Here is a 16,686-nt window from a genome sequence, read left to right as displayed (position 1 = left end):
TATGAAGTGACGCAACAAGTGAAACTTTTTTGGATATTTTGTAAAAAAATGGAACAAATAAAACGATTGCCTTTAAATGCTTTAAAATTTTTCTATCTTGTAGGGAAATATGGCAGTTTAACTATGGCTGCACAACAACTCTACGTTACACATAGCGCAGTAAGCAAACAGCTTAAATTATTAGAAGAATATTTTGGAAAACCACTTTTTTTAAAAGAGGGTAGGCATTTAAAACTCACATCAGAGGGCGTTATTCTTTACGAAACTTGCCATTCTATTTTTAATGAATTACAACAAACTACGATAAAACTGAAATCACATTCCAAGTCTGATTTAATTGTTTCTTGCGAGCCTACTTTAGCTATGAAATGGCTTATTCCGCGTATTACACATTTCCCACGACATTTAAATTTCAACATTATTATTTTGGCAGCTGGAGGTGCTGTTGATTTCTCAAAACAAAATATAGATGTAGCTATTCGACGCAATGATTTTACTTGGAGGAAACAGATACAAGCAGAATGGCTTTGTGATGAAAAAATAGGAATGGTCTATTGCACTAACAAAAATATCCCACCAGTACAGATTCATACGCATACTCGTCCACAGGCGTGGCAAGATTGGCAACGAATAAGTTCAAAATCATTTCCTTGTACACATCATCAATTTTTTGAGCATTTTTATCTTTCAATTCAAGCAGCTATTGCTGGTTTAGGTGTGGCTATTGCTTCAAAATGGATGGTGCAAGATGAAATCGAACAAGGTATTCTCACCGCACCATATGGTTTCAGAAAGGATGGTTCAGCATATTATTTACTTTCAGAAAATCTTATTGAAAACGATGAACGCAAGATGTTGTTTTTAAAATGGTTAAGAGAGCAACTATCTCAAACTAACAGTTAAAAAATTATTAAATACCGACCATTAACGCAAAAAGCCGAATTCTGTGTAATACAGAACTCGGCTTTTAATTAACTAAGTTTCGTTTTTGACTGGATTAATTCATTAATGAACTTATTACTCAACAACCAAAGTACGGCAAGTGTTGGTGCCGCCGGAAACGAATTCATCGCCTTGCGTTAATAATACTAAATCTCCGGCTACTAAATATCCTTTCTCTTTCAATAATTTAATCGCAGTCTGAGCACCTTCAACAGTGCGGCTCATCTCTTCAAAATAAACTGGGACTACACCACGATATAATGCACAAAGATTTAATGCACTTTGGTTACGAGAAAGTGCAAAAATAGGCAAACCGGAACTGATACGTGACATTAAGCGTGCAGTACGTCCTGTACTAGTCATTGCAATAATGGCAGCGGTTCCTTTCATATGGTTTGCTGCGTACATTGCAGACATAGCAACTGCTTCTTCAATTGAACCAAATTCAACATCCATACGATGACGAGAAACATTAATACTTGGCATTTTTTCTGCGCCTAGGCATACCTTAGCCATTGCTGCAACGGTTTCTGATGGGTATTGCCCAGCTGCTGTTTCTGCAGATAGCATTACTGCATCGGTTCCATCCAATACTGCATTAGCAACGTCCATTACTTCTGCACGAGTCGGCATAGGATTACTGATCATTGATTCCATCATTTGAGTCGCAGTAATAACTACTTTATTTAATTGACGAGAACGACGAATCAATTTTTTCTGTACGCCAACCAATTCAGGATCACCTATTTCAACCCCTAAATCACCACGAGCAACCATAATAACATCTGAAGCTTTGATAATATCATCAATTGATTCTGCTGTTGCAACTGTTTCTGCACGCTCTACCTTTGCCACAATTTTTGCATTTAATCCCGCTTCAATTGCTAATTTACGTGCATATTCAATATCTTCTCCAGAGCGAGGGAATGAAACTGCTAGATAGTCCACACCAATTTTTGCAGCAGTTAAAATATCCGCTTTATCTTTTTCGGTTAGTGCATCTGCAGATAATCCACCACCTAATTTATTGATGCCTTTATTATTAGAAAGAGGCCCACCTACAGTTACTTCAGTATACACTTTTTCGCCTTCAGTTGATAAAACCTTCAACTGAACTCGCCCATCATCCAATAATAAAATATCGCCTGGGACAACATCTTTCGGTAAATTTTTATAATCTAAGCCAACAGATTCCTGAGTACCCTCACCTTTCGGTAATTCAGCATCCAGTACAAATTTATCACCAACATTTAGAAAGATTTTACCATCTTTAAAAGTAGAAACTCGAATTTTTGGTCCTTGTAAATCACCAAGAATGGCAACCTGTTTTCCCAATTTTTTCGCAACTTCACGTACTTTTGCGGCACGGTTAATATGATCTTCTGCAGTACCATGAGAAAAGTTCATTCGCACCACATTTGCTCCGGCAGCAATAACTTTTTCTAAATTATTGCCTTTATCAGTCGCCGGACCTAAGGTTGTAACAATTTTCGTTCTTCTTAGTCTTCTAGACATGAATTGCTCCATAAGATAACAACATTACTTAAAAATATAAAAAACTAATTTATTGAGGAATGGTGCTTTTTTTGTCAAACACCTATAATAAAACGGTCGTGCATTATACGCTGATTTTTTGTGTAATGCGAGATCGAGCTAAGTAAATTTTTCTTAATCACTTGATATAGGTAGAGAATTTATGCATATCTTTATTATGCGTCACGGCGAAGCTGCTTTTTATGCGGCGAGCGATCGAGAGCGCCCTTTAACCGCTCGCGGCCAAGAACAGGCGCAACAACAAGGCGAATGGTTACAACAACAAGGGTGGCAGCCGGATTTTATGTTGGTCAGTCCCTATCTCCGTGCACAGCAAACATACCAACAGGTTTGTAAAGCATTAAACATTGCAGAAAATGGGGAAAACTGGGATAACTTAACTCCTTACGGTAATGCTTATCTAGTTGCAGATTATTTGGATACGTTAACTAAAGACGGCATAAAAAATGTGTTGCTTATTTCGCATTTGCCGTTAGTCGATGACATTGTACAGGCTTTAGGGGTGACCCAAGCAATTGCTTTTCATACCGCCACCTTAGTTGAGATCAACTACACTAACGGGAAAGGAACGCTATTACAAATTAAACAACCAGATATTTAAGCAAAAATGATGGGCTGATCACCCATCATTTCTATTAGTTAAGCCCTGCTTCCAGTTTTAGTTGTAACAAGCGTCGCTCTTCCACAGACAAAGCGGTGCCTTTTTCATTGGTAAGGATAAAGAAGTCCTCCGCTTTCTCACCGTTGGTTGTGATTTTCGCATTAGACAATGTTAATCGCTGCTGCGTAAAAATATCACTGATTATCGCCAATAATCCTGCTCTGTCTTTAGTAATTAATTCTAATTCTGTCTGTTCTGTTTTCTCAATATTTAAGAAACGGACTTCAAGCGGCACATTAAAATGTTGCAGTTTGCTGCTTCGGCGAGCGGTAGCGGTCGGCACACGTTTTTCTCCTTTTAACACTGCTTTCAAAACTTGAGCAATTTCATCTCTTCTCGGTTTACGTAATGCACTGCCGTCATTTTCAGTCACAATAAAACTGTCGAACACTTCTCCACTCTCGGCGGTGATAATCTGGGCATCGTGAATGCTCAAATTTTTTGCATCCAATGTTCTCACTACTTTATTAAACAGTTGCGGTTGATCAGCACAATAAATGAAAATTTCTGTTGCGCCACGTGAAAATCGGCTACTCACCAAAACCACAATTTCATTACTTAAATCGTCAATTTGGCACAGATATTCAGCGTGCCACGCCAGCTGTTTTGAGGTATTGCGTAAGAAATATTCTTGCGGACAGCGTTGCCATAACTGATTTACATCATTCACTTTGATTTGATATTTTTCCAACATTGGTTGCATCATATCGAGTGCTTTGATTCGGTTCTGTAAAATCTGAATGCTGTAATCAAGCGGTACTGAAATGCCTTGATCCAGCTGCTGTTTCGTATAGCGATAAAGCGTGGTTAATAATGTTTTTTTCCAGCTATTCCATAAGGTTTCATTGGTTGCGCAAATATCCGCCACCGTTAAACAAAGCAAATAATCCAACCGCGTTTTATTATTCACAATCTTGGCAAAATGGCTGATTTCCGCTGGATCGTGAATATCTCGCCTTTGTGCAACAATTGACATTTGTAGGTGCGATAACACCAACCAAGCCATAAATTCCGCATCCTGTTCACTGAAGTGATGTTTGATTGCAAAATCATACATATCAATCGCCCCCAATTCAGCGTGATCACCGGAGCGACCTTTAGCTATATCGTGAAATAAAGCGGCAAGATAAAGTTGAGGGCGCTTAGTCAATGTTAAGAAAATTTTATGACATAAAGGATAGGCTTCAGCACTGGTTTCATTAGCAAAATTCTCCAATTTAAGCAGTAAACGGATGGTATGCTCATCAACCGTATAGGCGTGAAACAGATCAAATTGCATTAAGCCGACAATATGCTTCCATTCCCGTAAATAGGCTTTCAGCACACCATAACGATGCATTGGCGCGAATGCTCTGGTAATACAATGCGGTTGTTGCAGAATCTGAATAAAATAACTTCTCGCCTGTGGCAATTCACTTAAATAACCTTGTTGATTCAGTAATGCAAGGCGTAATTGTCGCAATGTGCTGGAATGGATATAACTTTGCGGATAATGACAGAGTTGTAAAAACAGCTCAATCATCGTTTCCGGCTTGGTTTGGAAAATATCGTGACATTGTAACTGAATACTGTTATTCACCAAGCAAAATGCCGGACTGATAGCCACTCTTTCAGCAGATTTTGCACAACTCGGACACAAAAACTGTTCTTGATAATCCTGCATTAACACTTCACTTAACTGCATAATCTGTTGTGAATTGCGAAAATAGGCTTTCATCATTGTTTCCACTGCTTGATTACCAACGCCCTGATAACCTAGCATCCCACTAATTTTTAACTGACGCTCAAATAACAGACGGTTGTCATAACGTTTAATCACAAGATGTAAGGCATAACGAAGTTTAAACAGGAATGTTTGGCACTCAAATAATGCTTGATACTCTTCCGGATAAATAAAGCCGAAATGAAGCAAATCATCTAGATTTTTCGCTTTGAAATGGCGCCACGCAATCCAATAAAGTAAGTGCAAATCACGCAATCCGCCGGGGCTATATTTAAGATCGGGTTCTAAATTATAGGCTGTATTGTGATAACGTTGATAACGTTCATTTTTTTCTGCCACTTTTGCCGTAAAGAAGTCACGCATTGACCAAAAATCATCTTGATAAATATGTTGTGTCAACTTTTCAAATAACGGTTTATTTCCGGTTAGAAAACGAGATTCCAGTAAATTGGTTGCGATACTAATATCATTCCGCCCCTCTTCCAGACATTGCGGCAAGGTGCGAATACTATGCCCGACTTCAAAATGACAATCCCATAAAAATTGCACGAAATTGGCGATCTGCTGTTCTTGCTCTTCATCTAAGTTTTGGGAGGATAAAATCAAGAAATCTAAATCCGACAGCGGAAAAATTTCGCCACGCCCATAACCACCTACTGCGATTAATGCTAAATGCGGATAACTGTCCAATCGGAAATGGTGCCATAGCATCAATAACAGTTGATCACAAAGATCACTACGCTGTTTAATCAGACAGTAAATATCAATATTCTGACTAAAATTTTCCGTTTCAGTTGCTTTTAAATCGGCAAAAAATTGACGCACATTGGCAGGGGTAAACGGAATTTGGCTTAAATCTTGGGTGAATAGTGGTGTTTGCATAGAATTCCTGTATAAATTTGGTTGTTATGTTGATAACAATATTATTTTTTCAATAAAAAAGCGACCATTTCTTTTAAAAAAGGTCGCTTTTTTTAGAATTTTTTAATTATTTACCATTATTCGTTGGATATCATTCAGTTCTTCATCACGAATTGTCATCACTTCACAACCATTTTCGGTAACAACGATTTGATGTTCATACTGTGCGGAATGGCTACGGTCTTTAGTCTTAACTGTCCAGCCATCGCCCATTAAGCGAATTTCTTTTTTGCCGGCGTTGACCATTGGTTCAATCGTAAACACCATTCCCGGTTGTAAGATCACGCCACCATCATCTGCATAATAGTGTAAAACTTGTGGATCACTGTGAAACTCGGTGCCGATACCGTGACCACAATATTCACGCACTACAGAAAAGCCTTGTTTTTCCACATACTGTTGAATAACGCGCCCGATTTCATTTAAACGAATACCCGGTTTAACAGTACGCAATGCTAAATAGAGTGATTGTTGAGTAACTTCGCATAACTTTTTACTACGAATCGGTGGTTCGCCAACCATATACATTTTAGAATTATCACCGAAATAACCATCTTTAATCACAGTTACATCAATATTGAGAATATCACCATCTTTTAATTTCTTTTCATCATTCGGAATACCGTGACATACTACCTCATTAATTGAAATACATACTGATTTTGGAAAACCGTGATAATTTAAACAGGCTGGAATCACTTTTTGCTCATTTATCATATAATCGTGACAAATACGATCCAATTCGCCAGTAGTAACACCTGCTTTAACATAGGGTTCGATCATTACTAATACGTCTGAAGCGAGCTTACAGGCTATACGCAATTTTTCGATTTCTTCTGCTGTCCTTAATGGAATTGTCATTTTTTTCTCCAATTTGAAACTCTTAATTTTTCGATGGCTATCATACCATTATTTCAACGTTATCAATAACCTTTCAATGAAATTGTTGAACGATTTACTAGGTTATTAGATAATAGCCATACTATTAAGATAATTTACACTTCATCATAACTATTTAGTTTGTAACTATATGATGAAAAAACAATGAGGAGTTCAAGAATGAGTGATGATGTTTCCATTCCGCTAACTTTTACCGATGCGGCAGCACGTAAAGTAAAATTTTTAATTGAAGGCGAAGATAATCCAAATCTCAAATTACGTGTTTATATTACCGGTGGCGGTTGCAGCGGTTTCCAATATGGATTTACTTTTGATGAAAATGTGAATGAAGGCGATCTTACTATTGAAAATTCAGGCGTGACTTTGGTGGTTGACCCAATGAGCTTACAATACTTAATTGGGGGAACAGTAGATTATACTGAAGGATTGGAAGGTTCACGTTTTGTTGTTGATAATCCAAATGCGACAACAACCTGCGGTTGCGGTTCATCTTTCAGCATCTAATTTAAAAAGGCTATCCGAGCATAGCCTTCTTTTCTTATCTTAAGGGGGCATAAAATGGAATTTCAATTCTATCGCATTGATCGCAATACAATTAATGTCAGTTGTTCAATGGAACACGAAGCAGTTGCACGTTGGGCAAACAGTGAAATTCGTGGTGATTTGAACAAAATTGCTGAATTAATGGCAGTAATAAAAGCGTGTCATTCCGCCCCTTATGGCATCGACAAAATTATTCCGGGCAAGGAATTTTCCGTCCATATTAATCACGATGAAGTGATGGTTAAAGCCAATATTCTCTTTTCAGAAAAAAATTCTGATGAAATTTTAGAAGATGATCTTCAATTTTATGATGAAGAAAATATGGCAATTTGTGGATTGGAAGATTTTGAACACTTTTTAGCTGAATATCAGCAGTTTATCAAAGAGTAATTTTTAAGCATTATCTGTTTGATTTATCAACACAATGTTTCAAAAATGTAATTCATCGAAACGTTTTTTTCGAAGCGGATCACATTCTTGAACATTTCTTTTTATTAAGTTTTGAATTCAAAAAACACCTTATCTATCATAACGCTGAAAAAATTATTATTAATCAATTCATAAACTAAGGTGTGTGTATGTTAAATGAGCAAACTCTAAGTTCTGCAATGGAACAATCTTGTCCAAAAACGCATATTTGGAATAAATTTGATCTGGCGTGGGTGCTGAATTTATTCGGCACCGCCGTAGGCGCAGGTGTTTTATTTTTACCAATTAATGCCGGCAAAGGTGGTTTTTGGCCATTAGTCATTATGACCATAATAGTTGGACCTATGACCTATTTTGCCCATCGCGGATTGGCACGCTTTGTGCTCTCTTCCAGCAAACCGGGCAGCGATATAACCGAAGTGGTGGAGGAACATTTTGGTAAGACCGCCGGTAAATTAATTACGCTACTCTATTTCTTTGCTATTTTCCCTATTCTTCTTATTTATGGTAACGGCATTACCAATACTGTTGATTCATTTATGGTAAACCAATTAGGAATGGCTTCACCATCAAGGGTTTTACTGTCATTGATTTTAATCGGTAGCCTAATCGGTATTTTCCTATTGGGTGAAAAAGTGGTGTTAAAAGTAACGGAATGGTTGGTTTATCCGCTGGTATTTATTCTTTTTGCGTTGTCGATTTATCTTATTCCTGAATGGAACACCAGTATGTTGCAAGAAATGCCGAGCGGTGAGCAATTTTTATTAACATTATGGATTACCATTCCGGTGTTGGTTTTTTCATTTAATCACTCACCTGCTATTTCTTCCTTTGTGCTTTCACAGCAACGTCAATATAAATCTTTCACAACTACTGAACAACACGCCAGCAAAACATTAAAAGGCACAGCGACCATTTTATTAGTGTTTGTGATGTTCTTTGTTTTTAGTTGCGTTTTAACCTTAACACCGGAAGATTTGTTATTAGCCAAAGAACAAAATATTGCTATTCTCTCTTTCCTTGCCAATAAATTTGATAATCCTTATATCTCCTATCTTGGTCCTTTGGTTGCCTTTTTAGCGATTACCAGTTCATTTTTTGGTCATTATATGGGCGCAAGAGAGGGTTTACAGGGGTTATATCTCAAATTAAAAGGCGAAAACCAACATTCCGCGAATATTAATCATCGCCGTTTAAACCTTGTTTCAGCACTCTTTTTCTTATTATCACTTTGGGGTGTAGCGATTATCAACCCAAGCATTTTAGGTTTAATCGAATCTCTAGGCGGCCCTATTATCGCAATGATCTTGTTCATTATGCCGATGTATGCGATTAAACGTATTCCGGCAATGAAACGTTACAGCGGTAAGTTAAGCAATGTTTTTGTGGTGGTGATGGGGTTAATCGCTATTTCAAATATTGTCTATAATCTCGTGGCATAGTTCTCGCTTTTTCATTAAAATTTACATCCTTTGCCTTAGGTTAATGACCTAAGGCTATATTTATCAGAATAATAAAAAATTAGAGCGTATTATGATTAGTGTGTTTGATATGTATAAAATCGGCATAGGACCTTCAAGTTCTCATACTGTTGGCCCAATGAAAGCCGGTAAAGAATTTATTGATCATTTAGTAAAACAACAGCAATTAGAGCAAGTTACCCGGTTGCATATTGATGTCTATGGTTCGCTTTCTATGACCGGTCGCGGACATAATACCGACATAGCCATTATTCTCGGCTTAGCAGGATACTTGCCTGATAATGTGGATATTGATCACATTCCTCTCTTTATTGATCAGATTAAAAAACAGAAACGGTTTCCACTGGCATTAGCTCAGCACGAAATTGCTTTTGATTTTTATCAAGATATGCAATTTCATTCTACTTTTTTGCCATTGCATGAAAATGGTATGACAATCAGTGCCTATCATCAAGATGAATGCCTTTACAGCAATACATATTACTCTATTGGCGGTGGCTTCATTGTTGATGAAGCACATTTTCACCAAGAACAATCTTCTGAGCAACAAGTCCCCTTCCCTTATCAAAGTGCTGCCGATTTAATTCATCACTGCCAAGAAAACGGACTAGCTATTTCTGGCATTATGTTGCGTAATGAATTAGCGTTACATAGAAAAACGGAATTGGAGGCACATCTTGCCAAAGTTTGGCAAACAATGCAGGAATGTATCCAACACGGATTACATACAGATGGTTTATTGCCAGGCCCATTAAAAGTACCACGCCGTGCTGCTGGATTACGTCGCTTATTGGAAGCTAATAATTCATTATCAAATGACCCAATGAAAGTGATTGACTGGATTAATATGTATGCTTTAGCGGTAAATGAGGAAAATGCTGCTGGCGGTCGTGTTGTTACAGCACCAACGAATGGTGCTTGCGGTATTGTACCTGCAGTACTTGCCTATTATCAAAAATTTATTGCACCAATTAGCGATGAAGTGCGTGATTGTTATTTATTAACGACCAGTGCTATCGGTTCGCTTTATAAAATGAATGCCTCGATTTCCGGTGCTGAAGTAGGATGCCAAGGTGAGGTTGGTGTTGCCTGTTCAATGGCGGCAGCCGGTTTAACAGAAATTTTGGGCGGCACACCGGAACAGGTCTGTATGGCGGCGGAAATTGCAATGGAACATAATCTTGGATTAACTTGTGATCCGGTCGGTGGTCAGGTACAAGTACCTTGTATTGAGCGTAATGCAATTGCTTCCGTAAAAGCAATAAATGCCAGCAGAATGGCGTTACGTCGTAACACACAGCCACGAGTAACATTAGATAAAGTAATAGAAACAATGTATGAAACCGGCAAAGATATGAATGCCAAATATCGAGAAACTTCTCAGGGTGGTTTAGCTGTTAAGGTAATTTGTGATTAATTGCTAAAATTGAAAAAAGGGAAACATCACCGTTTCCCTTTTTTTATCAGCTGATTTATCAATAAAAAACAGCAGATAAGGTGATTAATTAAATTATGAGAAAAAATTGAGAAGTTCGGATAACGAAACTGATTGACGATAATAGCAATAATAGAATTAGACATTTATTGAAAGGATCGAATTTATTTATTCAATCCTTTATGCCGTATCAGCAGCGATTTGCCGCTTTTTCTAACGCATTACAAGAGCGTTTTTTATTTCCTGTTGTTCCGGAACAAACAGCATCAGAAGAAATTACTCCGGCAACCGTTGTAATATAACATTGATACTGTTTTTTCCCGATATTGGCAGTAAAGCGAATATCATCTAAACTCGCTTGACGATGACTGATTGTTACCTTATCTGCCGTTGTATTGAGTGCAAAAGCCGCTTTGCTTTGTAGTGAAGCATCAGAAATCACTGTATTGCCGACCATACCACAGCCACTTAATACTAAAATAGAAAAAAAAGAATAACATTTGCGCATTATTCTTCCTCCTTACTATTGCAATCCTGCGCCGCCTAATCCGATCAATGCCAATAACATCGGCGAAGTGATTAAGCCAATGAAAACTAAAACCCACGCTAGGATATTTAGACATATCCCTTTCGTATTTCTACTTTTTATCGCAAAAATAGTGCCGATTATCGCAATAATGGCAGCTAAAGGAACAAACACCATTCCCAAAAAGAGAATGCCTAAAACGGCAAAAATACAGACAATAATTGCCGCAGTTACCCAGTCTTTGTTTTTTGCGATAGTGCATCAGTCATATTTCCTCCTAATTTTTGATTTTGCACCTAAAACAGGTTCATTAGCGAACCTAAAATAGGTGCAATGAAAAAATTAAGATCATCTATTTATTCTCAGGAACAGGTGTTTTTACGTGAACTTTTTATTAAAAAACGTAAAACATTAGGTTTATCGCAACGGGTTTTATCCGACAGGCTCGGTGTTATTTATTCGCTGATAGGAAAGATTGAAACCGGCGACAGATGTTTGGATATTGTTGAATTTATTCAATATTGTATTGCTCTGGAATTAGAACCAACTGAAGTGTTGGCACAACTGCAACAGCAAATTCTATCGGCGAAGGAAGAAAAAGAGAAATAAAAAATGTCGAGTTTTAATTATACTCGACATTTTTCTTCTTGAGGTATTTTACAATAGTAGACAATTTTTCTCGCCACGCGAAAGCGTAATTAAACCGGAACGTACAATTTCAATGACGGAAGTTTCCTCTTTTAAGGCTTTAATAAAAGCGTTCAATTTTTCACTATCACCATTTAACTGAACGGTATAAGTTTTTGGCGTAACGTCGACAATCTGTCCACGATAAATATCTGCCATCCGTTTTACCTCTTCTCTCACCTGTCCTTGAGCTTTAACTTTAATCAGCAATACTTCTCTCTCCACGTGCTCGACATCACTTAGATTAATTACGCGATAGACATCGATTAATTTATGTAATTGCTTTTCAATCTGTTCCAATACCTGTTCATCACCATAAGCTTCAATTGTCATACGGGAAAGTGTCGGATCATCTGTCGGCGCAACGGTTAAACTTTCGATATTAAAAGCACGTTGTGAGAACAATCCAACGACACGAGATAACGCACCTGACTCATTTTCTAATAATACTGATAAAATTCTACGCATTATGATCTCTCCGTTTTGCTTAAATACATTTCATTCATTGCACCACCACGCATTTGCATTGGATAAACGTGTTCAGTTTCGTCAACACGAATATCGACAAATACCACTTTATCCTTAATTGCCAATGCTTCCGCTAATTTAGTTTCCAATTCGTCAGGATGTTCAATTCGCATTCCGATATGTCCATAAGCCTCAGCCAATTTTACAAAATCAGGTAATGAATCCATATAAGATTGTGAATGACGTCCAGCATAAATAATATCCTGCCATTGTTTTACCATTCCCAAGAAACGGTTATTTAAACTAACAATCACTATTGGTATTCCGTACTGTTTTGCCGTTGAAAGTTCTTGAATATTCATTTGAATACTGCCATCACCGGTTACACAGACAACGCTTGCTTCAGGATGTGCCAATTTCACCCCTAATGCTGCCGGCAAACCAAAACCCATTGTTCCCAATCCTCCTGAATTGATCCAACGACGCGGTTTAGCAAAAGGATAATGCAATGCTGCAAACATTTGATGTTGCCCTACATCTGAAGCAATATAAGCTTCTCCTTTAGTTAATTTATAAAGTGTTTCAATAACCTGCTGCGGTTTAATTACTTCACTATTTTTTTCATAATTTAAGCAATGTTTTTCTCGCCATTGTTCAATTTGTTGCCACCAATCAGATAACCATTGTTGTGCTTTCGCAATATCCTCTTCTGTTAACAAAGTTAAAAATTCATCTAATACCGTTTTCGCATCACCTACAATTGGAATATTAGCAATAACATTTTTTGAAATTGAAGTTGGATCAATATCAATATGAATCACTTGAGCATAAGGACAATATTTTGCCAAATTATTGGTAGTTCGGTCATCAAAACGTACTCCGATACCAATAATTAGATCACTCTGATGCATGGCGTTATTGGCTTCATAGGTGCCGTGCATACCAAGCATTCCAAGGAATTGTTTATCATCACCTGGGAAACCACCTAATCCCATTAAAGATGCAGTCACAGGAAGGTTTAAATTATGTGCAAATTGAGTTACTTCTTCAGTACAATTTGAAGTGATCACCCCACCACCAATAAACAAAACAGGACGCTTGGCAATTTGAATAGCTTTAAGTGCTTTCTTAATTTGTCCTTTATGTCCTTGTAAAGTCGGATTATAGGAACGCAAGTGTACCTCTTCCGGATAACTGTAATTATATTTGACTGCCGGATTAAGTACATCTTTCGGTAAATCAATAACAACTGGGCCAGGTCTACCAGTTGAAGCAATATAAAATGCTTTTTTCATAATATAAGGAATATCTTCTGCTTTCTTCACTAAAAAGCTATGTTTCACGACTGGTCTAGAAATACCGACCATATCACACTCTTGGAATGCATCGCTACCGATTAAATTCCCCATTACCTGACCGGATAGCACCACCAATGGAACAGAATCCATATAGGCTGTGGCAATTCCTGTAATAGTATTCGTTGCTCCAGGACCAGAAGTGATTAAAACACAACCAACTTTGCCTGTTGAACGTGCATAACCGTCTGCCATATGGACTGCCCCCTGCTCGTGACGTACTAAAATATGTTCAATACCGCCAAGTTGATGAATAGCATCATAAATATCTAGCACCGAACCACCGGGATAACCAAATAAATATTCCACACCCTGATCTCGTAATGATTGAACGACCATTTCCGCACCAGATAATTTTTTCATATCCTTCTCCATTTTCTTGTTTTATTGATGTTGTGATTTAGTTTTACTGCATATTTTTAACTTTGTCTATAGCAACACATATCGACAAATGAGAATAACTTTAGAAGTTAATGCTAAACAAGCAGCGTTTTAAAGAAAAAAATAAAATGATTTTAGAAAAAATCAAAAAAAATACGGCATAAAGCCGTATTTTATAAAATATAATTTTTATTTAATTTATTTTGAAATTTTCCGTTGAGATCTAAAAATGAAAAGTAAAATCGTCAACGCAACGGCAGTTATTACAAAACCTAAAATGGCTGAATCTGTAAAACCTACCCCGATATAACCAGCAAATGAAGCAACTGCAACTACTGCTGCGTAAGGCAATTGTGTTGTAACATGGTCAATATGGTTACAAGCTGCGCCAGTAGAAGACAAGATTGTAGTGTCGGATACTGGTGAGCAGTGGTCACCACACACAGCGCCCGCCATTACAGCTGATAAACAAGGCAACATTAATGCAGGATCGGCATTTGCTGCCATTGCTGCTGCAATTGGTAGCATAATTCCGAATGTCCCCCAACTTGTCCCAGTAGAGAAAGCCATAATAATGGCAAGAAGGAATAATAATGCAGGCAATAATTGTGTCATCATATTGCCACTGACAAGGCTAGCCAAATATTTTCCAGTATTAACATCACCAACGATAGTATTAATTGTCCAAGCAAAAAAGAGAATAGTAATTGCACCGGACATTGATTTAAAACCAAGAAGAATAGCTTTAATATAGTCAGTAAAACTGATGGTATTGAATACAAATAACGAAGCAACGACAAAAGAAATTAAACTACCAACAACCAGCGAAATACCAACAGTCGTGTTTTCAAATGCCCCTAAAACTGAAAAAGACTGCCCATTTTCCGTTAATGCTTGATATCCAGTATACATCATCATTGACACTGTACCGGCAATTAAAACTAAAATTGGTACGATTAAAGCACTAACTCGCCCTTTAACAACTTCTTCATCTTGTTGTTCACTGTTATGCTCTGCCTGTAATGCTTGATTTTCGTGGCGAGCCATTGAGCCGATATCAAAAGAGAAATAAGCAACGAAAAAGACAGTGATAATGGCAAATATTGCATAATAGTTCATCGCACTCATTGCCACAAATGCCCCCATCGGCGAATACTCTGTAATTGAATGTGTTGCTAATAATCCAGCAACAAGCGTCATAATATAAGCACCCCAACTTGAAATAGGCATCAATACACACATTGGTGCGGCGGTTGAATCCAAAATATAGGCCAATTTTGCACGAGAAACTTTAAATTTATCAGTTACCGGACGAGCAATTGCTCCCACAGCTAAACTATGGAAATAATCATCAATAAAAGTAAAAAATACCAAGCACGCAGTTAATAATTTTGCACCACGTCTATTTTTAATATGTCTTTGAGCCCAAGCAGCAAATGCCTGATTGCTTCCAGATACAGTTAGTAATGAAGTCAATGCACCCAACACTAATAAAAAAATAATAATATTCACATTATTATGATTAATACCGTCTTCACCATAGACTAATGATAAAACACTATTTTTAATATAAATTGCCGCATCAAGCGGATTGGCATTCGTCAACATTAATGCACCAACAACAATCCCTGTTGTTAATGATAAAAGCACACGCCTTGTTAGCATGGCTAATGTTAAAGCTAATAATGGCGGTACAATCGACCACACAGAAGAAGAAAAATCAGTAAGTTCCATAACGCTAACCTAATAAAAAGCAAAAGCGTCTAGCGAGTGTTCAAAAGGATTCACAAATAAGGAAGGATAAAAAAGATTAACCACCTTAACTCGTAGCGCTCCATAGTTAAACAAAAATAATACTATGACAGTATCGTCCCTTTCGGCAACGATCCCAACCAATTAAGATGACGCTTAATTGATTTCGGCGGTTATTCCTTTCCCTTCTTCTCAAAGCTGTCAGCTCAAAGAAGCTACTTATAATAATCGCACCTCTACTTCAGGTGGCTAAAAGATACAACAAGTGACAAAAAAAGCAAGTTCTTTTAAATTATATTTATTATTTAATTATTCTTTTATTAATTTTTATATTTACCTTTTCTATTATTTTCTATAAAATCACTTTGTTCTTTTTTATTCCAATACTATTAACATATCCATAGGAGAATTATTAATGGAAGAGTTATTAAAAACATTAAATAATATTCGCTCATTGCGCCTTGTAGCTCGTGAATTATCTTTTGAACAATTAATGACAATTTTCAGTAAATTTGAACAAGTTGTTGAAGAAAGAAAAGCAGAAGAAGAATCTAAAAAACAGAGTATTGCTGCTCATCAAGAAAAAATTGAAAAATATAAAGAATTATTAAAATCAGAAGGTATTTCTCCGGAAGAATTGTTAGAAGTGATGAGCTTACAAAAATTCAATCCATCTCAACATAAAAAACGGGCTCCTCGTCCTGCAAAATATCAATATACAGATTTGGATGGTTCTAGAAAAACTTGGACTGGTCAAGGTAGAACTCCAAAAGCAATGCAAATTCAGATTGACAAAGGTGCAACTTTAGAAAGCTTTGAAATTAAGTAATATTTATTATCCATTTTTAAGGTCTATTTTTTGAATAATAGACCTTTCTTTTTTCTTTTTGGGTTGAAATATGTAGATTATTCAAAATTATCTATCGTA

The 16,686-nt window shown here is 37.0% G+C and carries 16 protein-coding genes and 1 riboswitch; of the genes, 9 read left to right on the top strand and 7 right to left on the bottom strand.

Annotated elements, in window-relative coordinates:
• The first annotated feature begins 48 nt into the window (after nt 1-48).
• Nucleotides 49-903: a LysR family transcriptional regulator gene (locus tag ACXPAV_RS04465; RefSeq protein ID WP_039154891.1), complete on the top strand. Its 855-nt coding sequence runs from the start codon at nt 49-51 to the stop codon at nt 901-903.
• Nucleotides 904-1,017: 114 nt separating this feature from the next.
• On the opposite strand, the gene pyk is transcribed toward ACXPAV_RS04465, so the two are convergent.
• Entirely contained in the window at nt 1,018-2,457 is a 1,440-nt protein-coding gene (gene pyk / locus ACXPAV_RS04460) for a pyruvate kinase (RefSeq protein ID WP_458004185.1), read from the bottom strand.
• Between the two features lie 181 nt (nt 2,458-2,638).
• On the opposite strand from pyk, the gene sixA reads away from it, so the two are divergent.
• On the top strand, nt 2,639-3,097 hold the full coding sequence (gene sixA / locus ACXPAV_RS04455; protein WP_039085776.1) for a phosphohistidine phosphatase SixA: 459 nt from the start codon (nt 2,639-2,641) through the stop codon (nt 3,095-3,097).
• A 34-nt stretch (nt 3,098-3,131) separates the two neighbouring features.
• Here the strand turns inward: sixA and glnD are convergent, their stop codons facing one another.
• Both glnD and map read right to left on the bottom strand, forming a co-directional pair.
• Nucleotides 3,132-5,762 (bottom strand): bifunctional uridylyltransferase/uridylyl-removing protein GlnD, encoded by a 2,631-nt coding sequence (gene glnD, locus ACXPAV_RS04450; protein WP_285090868.1) that lies wholly within the window; start codon nt 5,760-5,762, stop codon nt 3,132-3,134.
• 102 nt (nt 5,763-5,864) lie between these two features.
• Nucleotides 5,865-6,662 carry a type I methionyl aminopeptidase gene (gene map, locus ACXPAV_RS04445; protein ID WP_458004184.1) on the bottom strand — a complete coding sequence of 266 codons (798 nt, stop codon included), beginning with the start codon at nt 6,660-6,662 and terminating at the stop codon, nt 5,865-5,867.
• Nucleotides 6,663-6,860: 198 nt separating this feature from the next.
• Between map and erpA the strand changes: the two genes are divergently transcribed.
• The 4 genes from erpA (at nt 6,861) to ACXPAV_RS04425 (ending at nt 10,571) form a co-directional block, all read left to right on the top strand.
• Complete coding sequence (gene erpA / locus ACXPAV_RS04440; protein WP_013744856.1) at nt 6,861-7,205, top strand: iron-sulfur cluster insertion protein ErpA; 345 nt, start codon at nt 6,861-6,863, stop codon at nt 7,203-7,205.
• 54 nt (nt 7,206-7,259) lie between these two features.
• Nucleotides 7,260-7,634, top strand: a complete 375-nt coding sequence (locus ACXPAV_RS04435; RefSeq protein ID WP_458004183.1) for a UPF0231 family protein — start codon at nt 7,260-7,262, stop codon at nt 7,632-7,634.
• Between the two features lie 188 nt (nt 7,635-7,822).
• On the top strand, nt 7,823-9,115 hold the full coding sequence (locus tag ACXPAV_RS04430) for an HAAAP family serine/threonine permease (RefSeq protein ID WP_409026120.1): 1,293 nt from the start codon (nt 7,823-7,825) through the stop codon (nt 9,113-9,115).
• Between the two features lie 91 nt (nt 9,116-9,206).
• Nucleotides 9,207-10,571 (top strand): L-serine ammonia-lyase, encoded by a 1,365-nt coding sequence (locus ACXPAV_RS04425; protein WP_458004182.1) that lies wholly within the window; start codon nt 9,207-9,209, stop codon nt 10,569-10,571.
• Between the two features lie 208 nt (nt 10,572-10,779).
• On the opposite strand, the gene ACXPAV_RS04420 is transcribed toward ACXPAV_RS04425, so the two are convergent.
• Nucleotides 10,780-11,097: a hypothetical protein gene (locus tag ACXPAV_RS04420; RefSeq protein ID WP_458004181.1), complete on the bottom strand. Its 318-nt coding sequence runs from the start codon at nt 11,095-11,097 to the stop codon at nt 10,780-10,782.
• Between ACXPAV_RS04420 and ACXPAV_RS04415 the strand changes: the two genes are divergently transcribed.
• Both ACXPAV_RS04415 and ACXPAV_RS04410 read left to right on the top strand, forming a co-directional pair.
• Nucleotides 11,090-11,443 (top strand): hypothetical protein, encoded by a 354-nt coding sequence (locus ACXPAV_RS04415; protein ID WP_167333057.1) that lies wholly within the window; start codon nt 11,090-11,092, stop codon nt 11,441-11,443. The genes ACXPAV_RS04420 and ACXPAV_RS04415 overlap by 8 nt on opposite strands.
• 5 nt (nt 11,444-11,448) lie before the next feature.
• Nucleotides 11,449-11,724 carry a helix-turn-helix domain-containing protein gene (locus tag ACXPAV_RS04410; protein WP_039132862.1) on the top strand — a complete coding sequence of 92 codons (276 nt, stop codon included), beginning with the start codon at nt 11,449-11,451 and terminating at the stop codon, nt 11,722-11,724.
• Between the two features lie 48 nt (nt 11,725-11,772).
• Here the strand turns inward: ACXPAV_RS04410 and ilvN are convergent, their stop codons facing one another.
• From ilvN to ACXPAV_RS04395, 3 genes are all read right to left on the bottom strand, one after another.
• The gene (ilvN, locus tag ACXPAV_RS04405) at nt 11,773-12,270 is read right to left on the bottom strand and encodes an acetolactate synthase small subunit (protein WP_021461667.1); all 498 of its coding nucleotides are present in this window, start codon (nt 12,268-12,270) and stop codon (nt 11,773-11,775) included.
• Nucleotides 12,270-13,988: an acetolactate synthase 3 large subunit gene (locus ACXPAV_RS04400; protein ID WP_458004180.1), complete on the bottom strand. Its 1,719-nt coding sequence runs from the start codon at nt 13,986-13,988 to the stop codon at nt 12,270-12,272. Before ACXPAV_RS04400 ends, ilvN begins: the two co-directional genes overlap by 1 nt.
• A gap of 216 nt (nt 13,989-14,204) precedes the next feature.
• Nucleotides 14,205-15,740 carry a Na+/H+ antiporter NhaC family protein gene (locus ACXPAV_RS04395; protein WP_458004179.1) on the bottom strand — a complete coding sequence of 512 codons (1,536 nt, stop codon included), beginning with the start codon at nt 15,738-15,740 and terminating at the stop codon, nt 14,205-14,207.
• An 85-nt stretch (nt 15,741-15,825) separates the two neighbouring features.
• Nucleotides 15,826-16,005, bottom strand: a riboswitch (Lysine riboswitch).
• 168 nt (nt 16,006-16,173) lie between these two features.
• Here ACXPAV_RS04395 and ACXPAV_RS04390 point away from each other — a divergent pair.
• Nucleotides 16,174-16,587, top strand: coding sequence for an H-NS family histone-like protein (locus ACXPAV_RS04390; protein WP_039132848.1), 414 nt, complete (start codon nt 16,174-16,176; stop codon nt 16,585-16,587).
• Nucleotides 16,588-16,686 lie beyond the last annotated feature (99 nt).

It is taken from the genome of Gallibacterium sp. ZY190522, from assembly GCF_054166015.1.
The sequence above is the reverse complement of the archived record's forward strand: the minus strand, read 5'-3'. Positions and strand labels throughout refer to the sequence as shown.